Origin of the sequence: Rosistilla carotiformis (assembly GCF_007753095.1) — a bacterium.
GTDB classification, from domain to species: Bacteria; Planctomycetota; Planctomycetia; order Pirellulales; family Pirellulaceae; genus Rosistilla; species Rosistilla carotiformis.
Map to the genome: position 1 here is coordinate 2,694,847 of NZ_CP036348.1, position 17,000 is coordinate 2,711,846.

The window sequence follows — 17,000 nt, forward strand, 5'->3', positions numbered from 1 at the left end:
GATCCATTTGTGAGAGTTCAGCGGCAGAACATTTCAGCATAGCACAAGCCGGATCACCAAGTCGCCAGCAAGCGGCAGACGTCTTGGCGTACGATCCCCATCGGTTGGGTTTAACAGTTCCATGGTACGGACATAAACACTGGAGTCGAGTCGTCCGCCGATTCCTTCGTCGCTGAAATCGTTCAAGGGCTGAGCACCAACCAATAGACCCACGATGCGTGCGATCACGGTGCCATTCGTTTAACGATTCTTTTTCAGGACGATGTCACGGGTCACCCGGTACAACCTCAATTGACGTTGCGACAGTTCGTCGACCAATTCCCCCAATTCCTCGGGCAATTGTGAGGTGCCGTCGGGCAGCATCTTGGCGTAACGTTCGGTAGTCGTTTTGATCCGTGTTTCCAAGGTGCGAATCAATTTCAGTTCCGCAATCGGCTGGACCAGAGGCGATTCGCCAGGCTGACCCTGTTGCGGTTGTCCTGGTGGTTTGGGTTTATCCTTCTTTTCTTCCTGCTCTCGTTGGGCTTGTTGCAACGCCGCGATCATCTCTTCGATCGCCGCCAGGATGTCCTCTTCAAGGCCCTGAGTGATCGGACCGATCTTCGATTCGGTCAAACGTTCGCTGACCCGCTGCATGTCGCCGCGCATTTGTTGGACCACCTCGGGAAAGGCCACGCTGGAACCTTCTTCCTTCAACACCAACAGCGCCCGATCGGCTTCCAAAATGATCTTCTTCTCTTCGAAAGCCAAGTTGCCGGCGCGGATGTCGACCGACCGATCGCGGACGTCTGCCGGAATCTCATCAAGCTCCTTTGTCCGTTCGTAGACCTCGGTTTGCATCTCGGCCATTTTCCGGAACCGTGCTTCCAGCCTGGCCAATTCGCGTTCCTTTTCCTCTTCGCGCAACTGACGCAGGATTCGGTCGAGGTCTTCGATCGCTTGCCGCAGCAACTGCTCCGCTTCGCGTTGCTTTTCCACAGCCCCTTCGCGTTTGGCGTCGTCGAGTTGCTGTTCGGCTTCACGCATCTTCTGTTGCGCCTGGTCCAGACGCTGTGCTGCGGAGTCTTGTGGCGTCTGAGGTTGGTCTTGTTGTTCGTCCGGTGGCGGCTGTTGTTCGGAATCTTGACCCTGTTGTCCCTGTGGAGGTTGGCCTTGTTGCGGCTGACCCTGTTGAGGTTTGCCAGACTCCGAAGGCTTCTGATCGCCCCCCGGTTTGGACTCCGCGTCGGATTTTGGCTCGCCAGCAGATTCCTTGGATTGCTCCGATGGCTTGCCGTCCGAAGGCTTGGATCCGTCTTTGGAATTCGAATCGTCGGTCGGCTTTTTGTCGTCGCCAGAGGATTCTTTTTCCTCGCCGGCTGGCTTTGGATCGTCCGACTTAGGGTCTCCCGAGGGCTTCTGTTCGTCGGAAGGCTTCGGGGTTCCCGATGATTCTTGAGCCCCTTCCCCTTCGCTGGGCATCGATTGTTGATCGGAATCCTTCGACTGGCCCGACTCTCCTTCTTGCGATTGCTGGTCGGACTGCGACTCCTGCGACGTATCGGAGCCTTCTTCTTCGCCGCTCAGCTCTTCGCTCAACGCTTTGGTCTTCTCTGCGATCTCTCCCTGTTCATCCTTGAGTTCCTCCGTATCGACGCCGTTTTCAGTTCGGGCGCGCGTGGCGGTCTGCTGACGCAAGCGACGTTCGATATCCTGTTTGATCCGTTTGATGCGATCCTTCTCTTCGCGAATCCGTTCCTGGCGATCTTCGGTCAAAAGTAGCTTCAACAGCCCGGCGAGGTTCTGGCTGGCGGAGGATTGATTTTCAATCGCCAGTTGAAATTGTTTGCGGTCCAAAGCTTGGGAGGCTTCTTCGAGCTGCTTGAGCACAAAGGTTTCGCTCGATTGCCGAGCCGCTCGCCGCAGCAGAGCCGCCCGTTCGGGATGAGTGCTTGCTTCGACATCGGCCAATCGGATCAGCAGCTCTTCCAAGCGCTTGTAGTTCTCGGCGACTTGTGTTTGCCGCTGCTGGATGTCGGGACCAGCGAGCGCCGGTTCGCCAGAGGCGGGCGTTTGAGCGACGCCCTCAACCGGGGCAAATCCCAAAAGGAACAGCGAGACGACCGCAACACAGGTCAATATTTGCAGAGAAGATGGTTTCATGGTTCTTTGATCCCGCAAACTGGAACAGGTGACCGCGGTTCAATTGTTCGACGTCGCCAGCGTCGGTGGTTTGCCGACGTTTCGCCTATTGCGGTTTAAATAGGTCCAACACCCGGCGTTTCTGTTCATCCTTGGTATCATCGATCAAGCGGTTTTGCCGATCGATCAGGTCGCGGACGATATCCAGGATCTCATTGTAGCTCTCCAAGTCTAACATGCTGTCAAGGATTGCCGTCAATCGCAACAGAACTTCTTCGGCCGCTTCGACAGCTTGGCCAGCAACTTCCGGTCCCGATGCGGGATCGCGGGCAACCCGACTTAGTTCTTCGATCAACGCTCGCAACGATTTCAATTCGCCGCCAACAACAGCTTCCAGCGGTTGCCGCACTTGGCTCGTGATCCGCTGCCGGCGATCGACCGAATCGACGCGGTTGTTCTCCATCTCGAGAATGATATCGCCTAGGGAAGCGGCAATTCCCGTCAATTCTTCGCCCGTTTTATTGGCTTGTAACGACGATTGTTGGATTCGCAAAACACGCAGTTGTTCAGCTCGCAACGATTCTTCGTCGCCATCTTGCACCATGGCGGTGGCCGATTCGGGCGCCTGCCAATCGTCGCTGGAGATCGTTTTTAAAACATCGCGTAGTTGGCGGATTTCATCGATCGATTGCTCCAACCGTGCCCGCAAACCCAATTCACGACGTTCCAGACGTCCCAACAACTCTTCGGGCGATACAACATCCAGCCCGTAAAGATCGCTTTGCGTGACGTGCCGGTCGGCTAGGCTGTAGCGATCGGTCGCTTCGGCAAATAGATTCAATCGTTCACCGGGCGCCATCGATTTCATCACGTCGTCGGCCACCAACGCTCGCAGATCGACTTGACCTTCGAACGATCCATCGCGCTGTGGTTGAACGTCGCGAAGTACCGGTTGCACGTTTTGTTGATTTGCCGCGGCCAACGCGATCTCGGTGCGGCTGAGTTCGTAGTCGTCTTTGACCGTTCCCATAAACGGAATCTTTGCGACCGGCGTGATCGCCGAACCGATGCCCACGAGATTCAGCGAAATCTCAGGCGGTTGATCATTCACGACTCCCAGGAAGAACCGAAACGGTGCGCCGGCGCTGATCTCCAATCGATCCACTGGCAACAGTAGTAGCGTTTGGTCTTCGGAAAAACGGGGCAGCGAAAGTGCGAACGACATTCCGTCGGAGGCCACCTTGGCCGATTCCACTTTGCCGTCGCCATCGGCCGATCGCAACATCACATCGACCCGAGAGAGCGGCTTGCTGCTGTACCCGACCACTTTCAGGTCGGAGCCTTCGCGAATCCGGAGGCCGGGCGCGTAGTTGACGATCAGGTCGGCAGCGTCCGAGGTGTTTTGCGGATCGCGGAGGTATTCTGGATACCGGCACTGGATCTCTAGCTGCGCAATGGCGGGCGGGTCGACAACCCGGACTCGGAAATCACTGAGCCGGTCGTCCAGCCCGCGGACCGTAAATCGAACGTCTTCGGCCAGGCCATCCAACGGCGGACCGTCGAGCGAAAACTCTTGGTACCCGTTCCGCTGTCCGCCCACACGTCGCATATTCGCTTGGCCGCGCTGTCCCGAAGCGGTTTCATAATGCACGGTACATAATTCCGGAACCACGCGGTCTTCGGCGATCGCGCGAACGCGCAAGGTTGCCGAACCGCCGCGGGCCAACCGCAGGCTGCGATCTTCAAACGTCAGCAGTTTCACTTCCGGCGGCGCCGAACTATCGGGATCGGCAAACGAGACGATCGGAACTTCGACACCCACCATCTCCAATTTGGCCTTCCGCGGCCAGGGATCATCACTCAACGTCAACAACCGCGAGATTGCGTGCGAAGCGATCGACGGGGTTACCACGACAAACACCATCACCGCCAGTAGCATCAGCCCCGCCGCGATCGCTTTGTGAATCAACGGCTTCCATTGGAAAACGCGGCGAATGTCCAACCCATCGCTCAACTGAGCGGCTTCGCGGCGAACGTGTTCATACAGCGGTCGTGAATGTGCGTCGAGATTCGATTCGGCGTGGGCCAATTGGACGCTGGTCATCAAGCGTTCGCCCAGTTCTGGATGCTGCCGTTCCAACAACAACGCGAGGCTCTCATCGGGCAGTTCGGCCGACAGGCGTTCGCCCAACAAACGGATCGCCAACACGACCAGAACAACGAATAACGCAACCAACAACAAGATCCGCGCCGAACGCGGCATCTCCAATCCGCCCAGCAGGATCGGGCCGTAATCCAACAACAGTCCGCCCCAGAAGGCGGCACCGATGGCGACCAACGCCGTCAGCACAAAGTCGGCGACAATGTACTTTCGCACCATCGATCGCAACCGCGTTAAGACGGCCTGCAATTGAGGATGAATCGATGATGAGTGATTTGGTTCAGGCATGGGGCGGTTAATTACGTTGTTCGTTCCGTTTTACAGGGAGGTTGCGGCGGCGTCACCGCACCGCTGGGTGGAGGCTACGCCAAACGATTGAGTCTCCGCAGCAGCCATTCCAACGTCAGTGCGCCACCGATCAGCCACAGCAGACTGGCATTGCGGCGGCGATGGAAATCGCGATCGGGCGTCCCTGGCAAGATCGTCGTCTGCGGTCGCGGTTCGATTGCATCGACGAGATCCAGGGGATTGCGCGTCGCCGATTGCGGCCCTTCGCTACCCGACCCTTCGGCGAACAGCCCGCCGGTCGCGGAGGCCAGCGACATCAAAGGTTCATCGCCGCGCTGCGGTCTTTCCAATTCCAGTGTCGGCAACAGGATCTGCACCGGTTGGCGTAACATCTGTTCGTCCAAGGCGTCTCCCAGCAGCAACTGCAATTCGAAACTGCCCGACTGGCGGGCGACAAATTGCCCACCGTACGTCCCCGGCCGTGGCTGGCCTTCCAACGGTCGCAGGACGACTTCCTGCTTCGCACCCGAGGGGGAGACCAGTTCGGCGGTGACGCGAGGTTCGGTCAAAGGCCGATATTGTGCATCGGTCAGGACCGCGCGAACGGCAATCGTTTCGCCGACCATCGCCCGCGGTTTGTCGACCAACAAGACACCGCGGGTCGAATCTCGCAACAACCGGCCCTCGGTCGCCCAACGGATCAGTTTGGTGTAGTAGGTTTCAAAGTAGGCGTCACTAACGGCGCGCAGTCGCCACATCTCGCCGCTGCCTTGAAAGAAGACGCGGCCAGAGCCGTAGAACTGGGAGGCCAAGTAGATGGGAAACCTTTGGTCGACCGAGCTCGTCGGATCGGAGAAATAGGCCAACACCTTGGCCCCTGGTTTCGCGTCTTTAACCCCCACGAAATCGTAGACCCCGCTGAACTCTTCCCAAACGCTGGCGCTATCGGCGGGGTTGTCGGTCAACGACAGGAACTCGGTGCGCTGGCCATCGGCAGTGAACTTCAAGGGCCAGGGTGTCGTGCCACCAACGCGTCCGTTGTCGATCAACGGGCCACGGCCGGCCAAGCTGACCGGGAAAAAGCCTTTGATCGTCGTGGCTCGCACGTCGCCTCGCAGCCGGCTCCATTCTGGCAAATGGACTGGTCCAGCGACCAGAATTAACCCGCCAGACATGTCCGATAACCATCGATCTAAGAGTTCAATCTGCGCCGGTTCGAACGCCATCCAATCGGGATCAAATGCGACGATCGCATCGTATTCAAACAATTGTTCAGCCGACGAAGGCAATTCGGTCAGGATTTCGCTCGCCTCCTGGCTCATCCCCTCCTGGCCAGTTTGTAACAACACATCCACCGACACCTCGCGATCACGGTGCAGCAGATTGCGAACAAACCGATACTCGCGGGTGGGGCCACCGGCGATCAACAGCACGCGGACTTTCCGCGCGACCACTTCGTACCGCGCGTCGCGTTGGTTGTCTTCGGGGCTTTGGTCCCCTGCAGCTCCACGAATCCGAACGGCGATTTTGCGAGCGCCGATCGACGGCGGGTCGAGATCGAATCGGATCCCCGTCAACTTGCCATCTGCGTCCAACAAAATCGTCTTCGATTCAATGATCTCGCTAGGGGGTGTTTCACTATCGGGGCCTTCGAGGATTTCCAGATCGACCTTTTTGCCCATCATGCCACTGGCTTGCAGGACCACCGAAAGCGCGAACTTATCGCCGGGGTAAACCCTTCTCGGCAGATCCAGGTCGACAATTCGGACGTTCACCGGTGGCTTGGGCGATCCAAAACCGATCGGATAGACGGGCACGCCGTCGCGGGCGGCAAACGCCGCGGCGTCATCGATCGGGATCCCCGCGTTGTTTTGTCCATCAGTCATCAACAAGATACCGGCCAACGTCGACGGATCGTGGCGACCAAGCACCCCTCGAACCGCATCCCCGATCCGGCTGCTCGATCCGGCCGCGATCAACGTATTTCGCCAGTCTTTCGCTTCTTGCGACTCGTCGTTTTGCGTTTCTTCGGTCGTTTCGGCCTCCGCGATCGGCGGCGCCGCAAAGCCCAACAACTGTCGGAACGAGAGCGACGTCTCAACGCTCCAGACCGATGTCAGCAAAACCGTTCCCAACAGCAAGCAGATCGTGCTGGCAAGGATTAGTCCGCTGGCCCAACGCCAATGGAACATCGGCGCCAATGCGGAAACCAACAGCGTCAACAGCCCGAAGCCCAACACAACCGCCCCGACCAACGCGAGCCGAACGAATCCTGACCGCGTCGGCGGCGTGGCTTTCGTCGTTTCTCCCGCGGACACCTCGTTGGAATCGGTCGCAATCGATTCTCGTTTTGAAATCGATGCCAGTTCGCGGATCTCCGTCGAATCGTCGAACCCATAGACGGATACCCGATGTTCCGCCGCCACCGATTCCAGCCAAGGCGTGTCTTGCAACAGATTCGCAACCGCAGCGATTCGAGCTTGCGATTCGGGGCGTTGGTCGGCGGGCAGCGACATGCTTTGACTGGTGTCAATCAAGACAACCGCTTCCGATGGTCGTGTGACCTGTTGTTGGGCGCGGCGTTCGAAGTTCAAGAAGAAGAACATGAGAGCGACGATCGCGGACAAACGCAGGATCAGCAGCGCCAGTCCTGTGGCTCGCGGCAATTCGGCAGTGTCGCGGCGGTACAGCTTTGCAATTGCAAACAACAACGCGATGCTGCCGACAACGATTGCCGCCCACGTCCACCATCCAGTCAGCGAGATCAATCGCTCGAACTGGTAGACAATCTGTTCTTTTGCGTTTTCGCTTGTGGCCTCGTTCATGCCTTGGCCCTCAATGGTGGATGGTAGCTGCCGAAGTACCCGAGCACCTGCTCGCCGACCATCATCGCCGCCAGCAGTGCCAAGAGGATCCCCGTTCGACCACCACTTTCGGATTCGCTGGCGCTGGCCATTTGTCCGGCATCAAAAAACGTGACCATTGTGGGCCGCAGCGCCCGGTCGATTTCCGACCGAACCGCGCGACGCAAATCTCCTTCGCCGTCGGGGATTACCGATGCCACGGGGCGAACTTCTCGCGAACCGTCTAAACGCGTCAGCCACCATTCGAAGATTCCCGGTTGCAGCAGCGTCGTGACGTCGACCGAGCGGTCGATCGCCGCGGCCGATGGTGAGACTTCGACTTCCAAATCTTGATTCTCCGCGTCGGGTTCGGCTTGCAGTTGAATCGACAATCGCGGCGGCGCGGTCGCGGCGCCGATTAAGTCGACACTGCGGCCATAGGATTCGTTCCCCATCACCATCGTCAACGGTTGACTCACCAGTCGCGAAGTCGCAGGGTTGGCGGTCGACCACAGAAATGCATTGGTTCGCAATAGAAAAACGACAAACGTCGGGTCGCCAGTCCAGTTGGTCCACGTGTTTCCCAGATCGGTCAGGGCGGTCACGATACGGCCACGCCCCAGTCGATGTTCGACAACAAAGGGTGCATCATCGCGGCGTCGAATCACCGTCCGGACACCCAACGCAAGGTCGCGATCGGTTTCCAAAGACAATGACCGCAGGACGCGGACCAATCCAAACGCGCCTTCCCCGGCAGCGGCCAATGGTTCAACGATCGGATGCGAATTGTCGGGCAACAGGTCGGGCGTTTCGCTGTCGCTGGGCAAGGGCAAGTCTTTGGCGGCGTTCAGCGTTCCGGGTAACAGTCCGGGATACTTGGCGATCAAGCGGTTATAGTTTTCACGATCGGTGGCATCACCCAAAAAGAGCGCTAAACCGCCACCATCGTTCACGTAATCGTTCAAGACGCGCGCCACAGAGTCTTCGATCCGCGGCAAGTTTAGAAGGTACACCACTCGGTACTGCGCTAGTTCATCGCTGCGGACGGAATTCAAAAAGCTGACCGGTCGAACTTCCGGAATCGCCCCAGTGCGAACCTGGCCGCCGGGATTCAAGACGCTGGCGACAAAGTAGGCGCCACGTCCTTCGACATCGCCATCGACGATCAGCACTTTTTGTTGGTCGATCAACGGCAGCGTGCAGCTGCGTGAATTGTCGGCCGTCAAAATGTCCTCGGGAATCGAAATGGTTAGCCCATGCGTGCCAGGTTCGGCGACATAGACTTGAAATCGTTTGGTCGCTTCTTTTCCCGGCTCGATCTTCTCAAAGACCATTGCCGGCAGGGCGGCGGTCGGTCCCGAATACAGTTGGTCGGTGCGCGGTGTCCCGACCTCCCGACCGTAACGAATCAGCTTGGCGTCCAGCGTCACATTGGTTGCGATTTCGGTGCCGTAATTGCGAACCTTCGCTTCGACCATCACCGGCACTCCGGCAACCCAAACGTCTTCGACAGGTTGCAGTTGGGTGATCGCTAGGTTCGCTGCCGGAACCGAGGCACAATCGACCATTCGGATCTCGGTCCCCGACTTGCTGAGCTCTTGTAGGCTGGCGTTGATCCGCTCGGGACTTTCCCAGTCGTGCTGCCTAAGATCGCTCAGCACGTACAACACGGTACGGTCCGACGACGTCGCTTCGGCCAAACCGGCGGCCAATTCGACCGCTTGTTCCATCCCGCCGGCGAGTGAACTGGGAGCCGTTGCCATCAACCGATCCAGGGCACGGTTTTCGGCACCGACGGTTTGGGCGCTGAGATCCGCCGCGGCATCTCCCGCTTTGGACCCCGCCCCGACAACCAATTGCGCGCGGCTGGTTCGGATCACGGTCAATTGATGCGTGCCGTCGGCGGTCGCGAGCCGTTTGCCGAGCGATTCCAAGGCGCTCAAGGCACGGCGATACGCCGATCCGCCACCGCTTTGGTCCGACATCGAAAGGCTGTCGTCCAACAGCACGATGTGATGGTTGGTTTGCCCACCTAGGGCGTCCAGCCATCCAGCGCGTCCCGCCCAACCAGCCAACATCGCCACCAACACCGCAACAACGGCGGTTCGCATCAGCAACAACAGCAACTGACGCAACCAGATCCATTTACGCTGTTTGCGATAACTGGCCAGTAGAAAATCCATCGCCGCCCATTGCCGACGTCGTTGGCGCAAGACGTTGATCAGATGGACCAGGAACGGTACCGCCAGCAACGCAAAGCCGATCGTTAACGTGGGGAACAGGAACTGCATAAGGAATGAGCGTTAAGGGGCGATGTGGGAAAAACCGAGCCACGAACGTCGTCGACCCAAGTCATCGGGGTTCATAGCGGAGGGATAGCGGTTTGCGTGCACATGTTCGGATGTGCGGTCGTGAACGATCATCCTTTTAAAGTGGGCATGTTGGCCCGAGCGCTGAGGAACTTGGCCAACACCGCATCCAACGGTTGGTTGGTGCGGACCAGTTCATATTCGATGCTCAGTCGAGCGCATGTCCGACGGGTATTGTCCAGGAAAGCGTTCATGGCTTCCAGGTAGCCTTCGCGGAGGGCGCGGGGATTGCAATTGAGGAACTGTTCGCTTTCGAGTCCTTCGAACCGCGTCGCCCCCGAAAACGGAAACTCAAGTTCCTCATCGTGAAGCGTTTGGAAGACGATCACGTCGTGGCCCCGTTTCCGCAACAGGCTGAGCGCTTTCACTAAGGACTCTCCGACCCCCAACAGGTCGCTGATCAACACAATCACGCCGCGGCGAGGGACCGATTCGGCCACTTCACGAGCGATTGCAAACAAATCGGTGGTGCTGTTTTGCGATGCGCCGTCGAGCGCGTCGAGGATCCGCGCCAATTGATACCGGCTGGTCCTTGGGGCTAGGTTGCGGCGGATCTTATCGTCGAAGGTGACCAGGCCGGTCGCATCCTGTTGACGATTCGCCAAGAACGCCAGGCAGGCGGCGATCGAAGCGGCGTATTCAAACTTATTTTCACTGCCGCTGCCGTAATGCATGCTGGCCGATGAATCGACCAACAAGTGCATCCGGAAATTGGTTTCCTCTTCGTATTGCTTGATGTGCAGACGATCCTGCCGCCCCCACACCTTCCAATCGATGTGGCGGATGTCATCACCGGCGACGTACTGCCGGTGCTGAAGGAATTCGATCGATTGTCCGAAGTAGGGGCTGCGGTGCATTCCCGACAGAAACCCTTCGACGACGCGTCGTGCCTTGAGTTCCAGACGGGCGACGCGACGAGCGGCTTCAGGACGCAAAAATCTTTTTGAATCGGGCATCGCGTGACAGCTCGTCTTCGTTTTCTGGAGTAACAGCCAAGATCCGAGCGACCACATCGTCGCTTGTAACCCCTTCGCTTTCCGCGGCGAAGTTGACAACCATCCGATGTCGCAGCACCGCTGGAGCGAGCGCTTGGATATCCGATGGCTGGACGTGGAAGCGACCTTCAAGAAGCGCGCGTGCCTTGCCGCCTAGAATCAAGTTTTGAACCGCACGCGGTCCCGCACCCCATCCGACGAGATCGTTAACAAAGTCAGGGACTCCTTCGCTGCCCACGCGGGTCTGGCGAACGATCGACAAAGCGTAACGGACAACGTGGTCGCTGACGGGAACTTGGCGTACCAGTTGTTGCAACCGAACGATCTCTTCGGCTTTTAGCACCGGTTCGACTTCGCTCACACTGGCGCCGGTGGTTCTTCGTGCTACTTCAAACTCTTCATCGAAGTTCGGGTACTCGACGTAGACCTTAAACATGAACCGGTCCTGTTGCGCTTCGGGCAGCGGATAGGTTCCTTCTTGTTCGATCGGGTTTTGTGTGGCCAGAACGAAAAACGGATCGGCCATCGGATGGCGTTGTCCGCTGACGGTCACCTGCCGTTCCTGCATCGCTTCCAACAACGCAGCCTGGGTTTTGGGCGGCGTTCGGTTGATCTCGTCGGCGAGCACCAAGTTGGCGAACAGCGGACCCGGCATGAATCGCATCTGGCGGTGCCCCGACGCCCGGTCCTCCTCGATGATCTCGGTTCCGGTCACGTCGGCCGGCATCAGATCGGGGGTGAACTGGATCCGGTTGAACGACAGATCCAAGCACTTCGCAAGCGTGCTGATCATCAACGTCTTGGCCAATCCGGGGACGCCTTCGAGCATGCAATGCCCGCGGCTGAACAGGCTGATCATCAATTGATCGATCACGTTTTGCTGGCCGACGATCACCTTGCCAAGCTGATCGCGAACACGATTGCGAGCGTCGTGCAATCGTTGCGCGTCTTCTTCGGTGAACTCAGGAGGCGCCTGTGTGCTCATCCAGATCCTTTCGAGTCTATTAAGTAAAAAGCCATAACCAGCGATTGCCGGTTGCGACATTCATCGATCTAACGTTTGCAAAACTTTTACGCATCGCAACCTACCCAGGCATGGGGAGGTTGATGCAGGGATTATTCGTCTTCAACGGACGGGTTGGATTTCGATCGACACGTCGTTGAGACAATCCCGATTCCAAAACCAATCGTTCCCTGGGGCAGCCCATGGAAACCGTTGGAACAAGCTTACCCCAAACTTGCCCAATCAACATAGCACGATCCGCGGAACTATTCGACTGGCTGGAACAAACCAAACGGTTCACGTCGCCGCTCAACGCGTGCGCCGTCCTTTGGGTCGGGGACAACTTGGATCGCACCGTCGACCGATTTGGGTGGTGGCTCATCTTGCATTTTGATACTCAATTGGTTGCGATCGATCGCCACAATGTATTGCCAATCGGTCGGATTGATACTCACATGAGTGACCACTTCCATTGGCACGGTCCGCGCCACAAGACCTTTGGATTCGTGGACCAGACGTCCGTCGCGGACATCGATCGCCTGCAATGTAATGTTCCAGGATGGGATCCCATCGCCGGAGCGGGTCGGTCGTTGGCGTCGCGACAGAAACATCAAAGGGCCACCGACGGGCTGCCCCAGGGTCACGCCAAAGGCTTCCATTTGAAAAGGAGCCTCCCAGAGCGGTTTGCCTGTGGCGAGGTCAAACGCCATCGCCGGGCCTGCAACTTCGACATGCTGTTGGTCCTTGGCGCTGCGGCTGAATCGCATTTCTTTGTCTTCAGGCAATTCCACGTTGGGGAGCACAATCAAGCGATCCTCCCACAACATCGCTTGGACATTCAGCAGTGGTCCTCCGGGAGGAAGCGACGAACTTTCCAAAGCCTTTCCTGCCTTCAGATCCCATATCTGAAGATCCCCTTCGGGCTGCAGGGTGACAACAAACCGATTCTCGACCACCTGCCCTTTTGTCCCTGCAGGAAGTGTTTGCGTTTCGATCAACGGCTTGCCGGTGGTCGCATCCCAGAGTCGCAGCTTCAGCGACGCGGGGCCGTCGGTCCCCGCGGGCGCTTCGGTGTAAGTGAGTAGACGCGACTCGTTGGTCGCCCATATTTGTTCGCCGGGTTCAATCCACGATTCGGTTTCCAGCGGCTGGCCGTCGCTGGAACGGAAACGGAAGACTTGGCGTGTCGACGGACTGACGACCGAGACGATCGAATCGCTCGCCGCAAGATACCCATCGTCGACGTCCAGCGTCGCCCGCCAGCGATCCTTGCCCGTCAACACATCGACAGCCGACAACGTTCGCGCCTGCAGCATCATGAATCTTCCGCCTTGAATCGAACTGGTTCGCAGCGCCGGTTGGTTTTGAGCGTTAAAATGACGCTGCCGCAGCTGGCCCCAAACGTTTGGCGCGCGGCGGGTTTGGATGTCATTGTTGCCGCTGCCCGATCGCCACACGCGACGCCAAACCTCCATGTCGTTCGGGTTTTGCATCGCTTGGAACAGATCGATCCCGATCACCGCCGACGGCAACACGACGATCATCATGCCGTGATCGATGTAAACTTCTTCGGGCCCATTCCGCCCATTGTTCTCGGTTTCCAACCGATACATGGGGCCCAACGTCCCTTGAGGCGTTTGCATTTGCAGGCTGTCAGTGCTTTCGCTGGCCAGCACTTTCCAGTTTGCAAAGGCCAAACCATCGCGCTGCATCACGTCCAACAGGTCCGCTCCGCTCCCCATCTCGTTGGGGAATTGCATCGGTTGCGCGTTGGCATGTTTAGGCCAATCGGCCAACGCCAAGCCGGCGTTTTGGTTTTCCGCTGCCAAACGAATCAGTTGCTTCAGTTGGTCGCGTCCCCAGTTGTCGTCCAAGGTGATCGCTTCGGGAGCTTTGATCTCAGCAAAGGTCGCCAACGCGTCGGTTTCCCATTGAACGTTCAAATACAATCCGGCCAGCGTCGCCAGCCAGCGATCGCGCCGTGCATCCGAATCGGCTGCCGCGATCGCTCCACGTAGCAAGCGTTCGGCGGCCAAATACGAACCCTCTTTTCGGAATCGATCGGCGACCGCCAACAGGATGGGGTCACACGCTTCGAAGTGACCGAAGTGCCGTTGCAATTGTTGTCCCCGTGGCCCGGTCACGGAAGAAAGGTTCTGCAGTCGGGCGGCCACCAGTTCATTAATCTTGGCGAGCGCATCGGAATCGGCCCGTTGCACCACTTCATCGACGCGGGCTCCGATCCAGCCATCCAGGTTGGCCGTCCGACCGTCGGACAGTTCGATTCGCTGCGCGGTGTCGAAGACTTGAACGCCCATGAAATTCACTTCGGGGGCCGACAAGTCGAGCAACGCTTGCGCTGCGGCCACAAAATCTCCCGATTCCAGCAACCCTGTCGCCTTCAATCGCAGGACTTCGGCGCGTTCTTGAGGAAGTTCGGCAACCCGTTCGAGTTCGTCTAACAGTTCGACGTTGGCGGCAAAATCGCTCCGCAACGCGCTGACCATCGCTTCGACGATCAATACACGGGCCTCCTCATATTCGGGCGCGTCGGCGGGAACGCGGCGCAGCCATTGCAACGCTTCGTCGCGGTTCCCTTCCTCCAGCAGCAATTCGCCTTTACAGATCGTTGCCCAAACATTGTTGGGATCAACGAGCAACGCGCTGGCCACGCTCTCCGCCGCACTTTTGCGACCGCGCGCCATCGCGATATGAGTGGCCGATTGAGATAACAATTGACCCCGCACCGAAACCAGGTTTCCCAATGGATAGTGCACCTCCTGGCTGCTGCGCTCGCGTCCATCGAGGGTGCCGATCGACACCAAGCGATTCCCGCTGGTCGGGAACATAAATTGTCCCGGTCCGAAAGCACCGCGGCCGACAATCGATTCCCCTCGGGTCAACGGAGCCTCATAATCCCAACGGCGGTTGCCGGTGGTCACATCGAGACCCCGGATCGTGTCGTTGCCTACTAGGATCGCCGTACCGTCGGCGACCCCGGCCAGGTAGTGCCAATCCTCGCGAGGGATCGTCGCCCAAGCGGGTTTGCCCGTCTGGAGGTCCAGCGCATATAAGCGGTCTCCTTCGATTGGCGTCACAAGCACGCGGCCTTGGGAAATCAGAGGAGTTCCGTCGTTCCAACGCGCTAGGTAGGAACTGCTGTCCCGGTTGCCACGGCCTCCAAATGAACGCGACATCTGGTTCATCATGTCGGTGCGCGGGTAGCGGAAGCCCCAGCGGAAAGTTCGAGTCGCGAGGTCGATCGCGACGATCGCGCCATGCCCGGTTGGGCAGACAAGCGTGCCATCGGCGTAGGCCGGAACGGCGCCGCCAATGCGACGGATGGGGTCGTCTTCGATCGTGCCCGTTTCGACAGCAACCAAATGCTGCCGCCACTGCAACGCACCGCTCGCCGAATCCAAACAGAACAGGAACAGGTCGGCTTTCTGTTCACCGATCACGTACAACTGGTCGTCGATCGGTAGCGGTGGACCTAGGAAGAACGTATCGTCCAATTGTGGTTCGGCCGAATATTCGCCGCCAATCGTCCACACCAACTTGCCTTCGGTGGCGATATCCAAGGCAACCAGCGTGTTGGTGCCGCCGGTCGATCTCTGAATCCCCTGAATGCCCATGCCGCCGAACTGATTAAAGGTGGCCGGTCGGACCTCCCCCAGATCCATCAGCATGAACGCGCGGGTCCCGTCGCTGCTGACGCGGCCAAACGGCAAATCGTTCCAAACCCGTTGGACCAGCAGACGATGACGCTGTTCATCGTCGGGGATCTCGTCGGTTGGGATCGCGGTGCCGTCAAGGGTGTCGGAGAACCAAGGATACTCCCAGACATATTTGCCCGATTCAAAATCGATCGCGACCATTCCTTCGGTCGTCTTGGCGAGGACGGTGTTGTCGACGACGATCGGTTGCCAGGTGGGGATCGGGAACGTCCCCGATGCCTCGCGGGCCGCTTGGAAGCTCTCCAGGAATTCCTGTTGCCGAACGCTCCACGTTGTCTGCTTCATCCAGCGTTCGTTACGCATCGGCAATTCGCTGCCGCGGTATCCATTGCGGGCGGCATTGCCACCGGCAAGGGGTTGGTTGAGCGGATGGTCGTCTAGGCTTGGTGTCGTTTTTGGAAAGTGTTTCGAAAGCCAATCGGTAAGCACAGAGGCATCCCCTGCCGATTTGGGCAGATCGACTTCGCGGCCATCTAACGGGACCCTTTGAGCGGACAGGCTGTTCAACGAGACCAAAACATCGACGGCCCGGTCGGTGTTCCCCGCCTGGTACCAGCTGCCCGCCAGGGCAACGATGAGGTTGGCGCCAAGTTTGTTTCGCAAACGTTCGTAGCGGTACACGCGGTCCCACATCAACGCAGCGGCAAGCGGTCGGCCTTGCACTAGATCGTGATACCCCAACAGCAATGTCGCTTGAAGTCCAGCATCGGTGTGCAGGTATTCACGAGAAACCTTGGCGATCCCCTGCCAATCGTGATCTTCGACGGCCTCTTTAAGTTCTGCGGCAGCACGGCTGCCGTAACGCAGGTCGTAAATTTCCATCCCCTTGCTGGGCAATTGTCCCAACAAGTTTTCCGCCTCGCGCAACAGGCTGCTGCCGGCGAGCGTGGGTTGTTCGGTTTCAAAGAAGAAGTCCTGCCCCTGCATCTCACTGATCCCAGGATCCGACTTTCGGGACAGCAGTTCGCCCAAAATGATGATCGCATCGCCATAGCGCGTTTCGTCGATCGCTTCGCGCGCGTCGGACATCTCTTGTCGCAATGACCGATCGGGTTCGATGAATTGACCACCGATCGATGCTTGACCATCGCGGACGCCAAACTGGGCCGCTGCGTCATCCGCGAAATGAGGGAACGCTAGCAAGAGCGGCGCGAGCAAGAGGATCGACCAGGCCCGCGGGCCCCAGAGGGCTTGGGATGCTTGGAAGGGCAGCAAAGCTTGAAGCATATTTCAGAAATCCATTGCAAAGCGCGCATCGCATGGGCACAAATAATCAGCTGGTGGCCCAGCCGCAACATCATCATACGACAAATTGTAGCGTATCAGGATTGCGAAGGAATGCGAGCGAATCCGCGAGTTCGCCAATCGATATAACCGGTACCAGCCCTCCCCCAACAAGTTGGATTCGCCACCGGACCTCCTAAATCTGGAAGTTTCGTTCAAACCCCTTTTGTGACTGGGTCGATCTCTAGGGGGGCGTAGA

General features: G+C 58.3%; 8 protein-coding genes. All 8 read right to left on the reverse strand.

The genetic code is table 11. From position 1 onward, the window contains the following. Nucleotides 1-33 precede the first annotated feature (33 nt). The 8 genes from Poly24_RS09965 to Poly24_RS10000 all read right to left on the reverse strand — a co-directional run bounded on the left by Poly24_RS09965 (nt 34) and on the right by Poly24_RS10000 (nt 16,744). A complete protein-coding gene (locus Poly24_RS09965) occupies nt 34-228 on the reverse strand; it encodes a hypothetical protein (protein ID WP_145094101.1) in 195 nt (64 codons plus the stop codon). A 12-nt stretch (nt 229-240) separates the two neighbouring features. Next, nucleotides 241-2,142, reverse strand: a complete 1,902-nt coding sequence (locus tag Poly24_RS09970) for a hypothetical protein (protein ID WP_231753560.1) — start codon at nt 2,140-2,142, stop codon at nt 241-243. Between the two features lie 85 nt (nt 2,143-2,227). Further along, nucleotides 2,228-4,570, reverse strand: coding sequence for a polyketide synthase (locus tag Poly24_RS09975; protein ID WP_145094104.1), 2,343 nt, complete (start codon nt 4,568-4,570; stop codon nt 2,228-2,230). A 74-nt stretch (nt 4,571-4,644) separates the two neighbouring features. Further along, on the reverse strand, nt 4,645-7,395 hold the full coding sequence (locus tag Poly24_RS09980) for a vWA domain-containing protein (protein WP_145094107.1): 2,751 nt from the start codon (nt 7,393-7,395) through the stop codon (nt 4,645-4,647). Continuing rightward, the gene (locus Poly24_RS09985; RefSeq protein ID WP_145094110.1) at nt 7,392-9,704 is read right to left on the reverse strand and encodes a BatA domain-containing protein; all 2,313 of its coding nucleotides are present in this window, start codon (nt 9,702-9,704) and stop codon (nt 7,392-7,394) included. Before Poly24_RS09985 ends, Poly24_RS09980 begins: the two co-directional genes overlap by 4 nt. Nucleotides 9,705-9,832: 128 nt before the next feature. Further along, complete coding sequence (locus Poly24_RS09990) at nt 9,833-10,738, reverse strand: DUF58 domain-containing protein (protein WP_231753561.1); 906 nt, start codon at nt 10,736-10,738, stop codon at nt 9,833-9,835. After that, the gene (locus Poly24_RS09995) at nt 10,707-11,762 is read right to left on the reverse strand and encodes an AAA family ATPase (protein ID WP_145094113.1); all 1,056 of its coding nucleotides are present in this window, start codon (nt 11,760-11,762) and stop codon (nt 10,707-10,709) included. Before Poly24_RS09995 ends, Poly24_RS09990 begins: the two co-directional genes overlap by 32 nt. 284 nt (nt 11,763-12,046) lie before the next feature. Further along, a complete protein-coding gene (locus Poly24_RS10000) occupies nt 12,047-16,744 on the reverse strand; it encodes an outer membrane protein assembly factor BamB family protein (RefSeq protein ID WP_145094116.1) in 4,698 nt (1,565 codons plus the stop codon). Nucleotides 16,745-17,000: the final 256 nt, after the last annotated feature.

Excerpts from the sequence above, each read along its gene's own strand:
- Poly24_RS09995 (WP_145094113.1), bottom strand. The coding sequence starts at position 11,762 with ATGAGCACACAGGCGCCTCCTGAGTTCACCGAAGAAGACGCGCAACGA.
- Poly24_RS09970 (WP_231753560.1), bottom strand. The coding sequence starts at position 2,142 with ATGAAACCATCTTCTCTGCAAATATTGACCTGTGTTGCGGTCGTCTCG.
- Poly24_RS09985 (WP_145094110.1), bottom strand. The coding sequence starts at position 9,704 with ATGCAGTTCCTGTTCCCCACGTTAACGATCGGCTTTGCGTTGCTGGCG.
- Poly24_RS09975 (WP_145094104.1), bottom strand. The coding sequence starts at position 4,570 with ATGCCTGAACCAAATCACTCATCATCGATTCATCCTCAATTGCAGGCC.
- Poly24_RS09990 (WP_231753561.1), bottom strand. The coding sequence starts at position 10,738 with ATGCCCGATTCAAAAAGATTTTTGCGTCCTGAAGCCGCTCGTCGCGTC.
- Poly24_RS10000 (WP_145094116.1), bottom strand. The coding sequence starts at position 16,744 with ATGCTTCAAGCTTTGCTGCCCTTCCAAGCATCCCAAGCCCTCTGGGGC.
- Poly24_RS09980 (WP_145094107.1), bottom strand. The coding sequence starts at position 7,395 with ATGAACGAGGCCACAAGCGAAAACGCAAAAGAACAGATTGTCTACCAG.